Below are 523 nucleotides of genomic sequence, written 5' to 3' on the forward strand. Positions count from 1 at the left end.
CTGCTGCCAGGGCGAACAGTCGCTGAGCGACGCGGGTGCCTATGCCTTGGCAGGTGCGCCCGTCGTGGCTTCCAGGCCGAACTGGCCTTTCAACGTGTCGAACACCCACTCGATCCATTGCCGGACGCCACCGAGGTTGCCGTGGCGGGTGCGTTCGTCGCGCCGGTCCGGGCGCAGCAGGGTGACCCCGAGGGCGGCGATCTGGGCTTCGGTCTCGCGTCCGGCCAGGCCCTTGTCGGCCAATACGGTCGCTCCGGGTGTGAGACGTCCGGTCTCCACGGCGATGGTCGACAGGTCCAGGCAGACGTCTCGTTCGCCGGTTCTCGGGTTGGCCAGGCCCCAGGCGATCGGCGTCCCGTCCGGGGCGGCGAGCAGGTAGAGCCTGAGTCCCCAGTAGAACCGGGAGTGCGCCGCGCAGTTCCGGGATATCTACATCAGAGCAGTGCCTGGTAGGCCCCGCCGTCGATCGGCACCGACGCGCCGGTGAGGAAGCCTGCCTGCTGCGAGCACAGGAAGGCGACAA

General features: G+C 69.0%; 1 pseudogene. It reads right to left on the reverse strand.

From position 1 onward, the window contains the following. Positions 1 to 417, reverse strand: a pseudogene (locus tag PSU4_RS32705) (transposase family protein); the annotation flags it as partial. Positions 418 to 523: the final 106 nt, after the last annotated feature.

Source organism: Pseudonocardia sulfidoxydans NBRC 16205 (genome assembly GCF_007989085.1).
GTDB lineage: Bacteria > Actinomycetota > Actinomycetes > Mycobacteriales > Pseudonocardiaceae > Pseudonocardia > Pseudonocardia sulfidoxydans.